The 1600-nt window shown below is 62.2% G+C and carries 2 protein-coding genes; both read left to right on the forward strand.

The window, feature by feature from the left end; all coding sequences use genetic code 11:
• The coding region (locus AWB77_RS34030; protein WP_061138845.1) for an electron transfer flavoprotein subunit beta/FixA family protein at nucleotides 1–684 on the forward strand (684 nt) is incomplete at its 5' end.
• The coding region (locus AWB77_RS34035; protein ID WP_061138846.1) for an electron transfer flavoprotein subunit alpha/FixB family protein at nucleotides 684–1600 on the forward strand (917 nt) is incomplete at its 3' end. The genes AWB77_RS34030 and AWB77_RS34035, both read left to right, overlap by 1 nt.

Here is a 1600-nt window from a genome sequence, read left to right on the forward strand (position 1 = left end):
AACACGGGCGTCGATATCGCCAACGTGAAGATGTCGATGAATCCGTTCGATGAAATCGCCGTGGAAGAAGCGGTGCGGTTGAAGGAAGCGGGCGTTGCAACCGAAGTGATCGCGGTGTCGTGCGGCGTGACGCAATGTCAGGAAACGCTGCGCACGGCGCTGGCTATTGGTGCGGATCGCGCGATTCTCGTCGAATCGGCCGATGAACTGCAGCCGCTGGCGGTCGCGAAGATTCTCAAGGCACTGGTCGATCAGGAAAAGCCTGAGCTCGTAATTCTCGGCAAACAAGCCATCGATGACGATTCGAACCAGACCGGTCAGATGCTCGCCGCGCTGGCAGGCCTGCCGCAAGCGACGTTCGCATCGAAGGTCGTTGTCGCCGATGGCAAGGCGACCGTGTCGCGCGAAGTCGATGGCGGCGCGGAAACGCTGTCGCTCAAGCTGCCCGCAGTGGTCACGACGGACCTGCGCCTGAACGAGCCGCGCTACGTGACGCTGCCGAACATCATGAAGGCGAAGAAGAAACCGCTGACGACGGTGAAACCCGCCGATCTCGGCGTCGATGTCGCGCCGCGTCTGAAGACGCTGAAAGTCGTCGAGCCGCCGAAGCGCAGCGCGGGCATCACGGTGCCGGACGTGAAGACGCTGGTCGAAAAACTGAAGAACGAAGCGAAGGTAATCTGATGACGACTCTTGTGATTGCGGAACACGATAACGCGTCGATCAAGGCAGCGACGCTGAACACGGTTGCGGCGGCATCGAAGATCGGTGGCGACGTGCATGTGCTGGTCGCGGGTTCGAACGCGCAGGGCGCGGCGGACGCGGCAGCGAAGATCGCAGGCGTCGGCAAAGTGCTGCTCGCCGATGCGCCTCAACTCGCCGAAGGTCTCGCGGAAAACGTCGAAGGCACGGTGCTGAACATCGCGAAGGATTACTCGCATATTCTTGCTCCGGCGACGGCTTACGGCAAAAACATCGCGCCGCGCATCGCCGCGCATCTGGACGTCGCGCAGATCAGCGACATTACCGCCGTCGACAGCGCCGATACGTTCGAGCGCCCGATCTACGCAGGCAACGCGATTGCGACCGTTCAATCGAGCGATCCGATCAAGGTCATCACCGTCCGCGCGACGGGTTTCGATCCGGTTGCTGCAGAAGGCGGCAATGCTCAAGTGGAAAAGATCGAAGCCGCAGCCGACGCAGGCATCTCGTCGTTCGTATCGCGCGAAGTGACGAAGCTCGATCGTCCTGAGTTGACGAGCGCGCATATCATCGTGTCGGGCGGCCGCGGACTCGGCAGCGGCGAGAACTACACGAAGACGCTCGAACCGCTCGCCGACAAGCTCGGCGCGGCGCTGGGCGCATCGCGCGCGGCGGTCGATGCAGGCTATGTGCCGAACGACTTCCAGGTCGGCCAGACGGGCAAGATCGTCGCGCCGCAACTGTATGTGGCGGTCGGCATCTCGGGCGCGATCCAGCATCTGGCCGGCATGAAGGACAGCAAGGTTATCGTCGCGATCAACAAGGACCCGGAAGCGCCGATTTTCAGCGTGGCCGATTACGGTCTCGTCGGCGATCTGTTCTCGGTCGTGCCGGAACT

The sequence above is a fragment of the Caballeronia fortuita genome, assembly GCF_001544835.2.
Classification (GTDB): domain Bacteria; phylum Pseudomonadota; class Gammaproteobacteria; order Burkholderiales; family Burkholderiaceae; genus Caballeronia; species Caballeronia fortuita.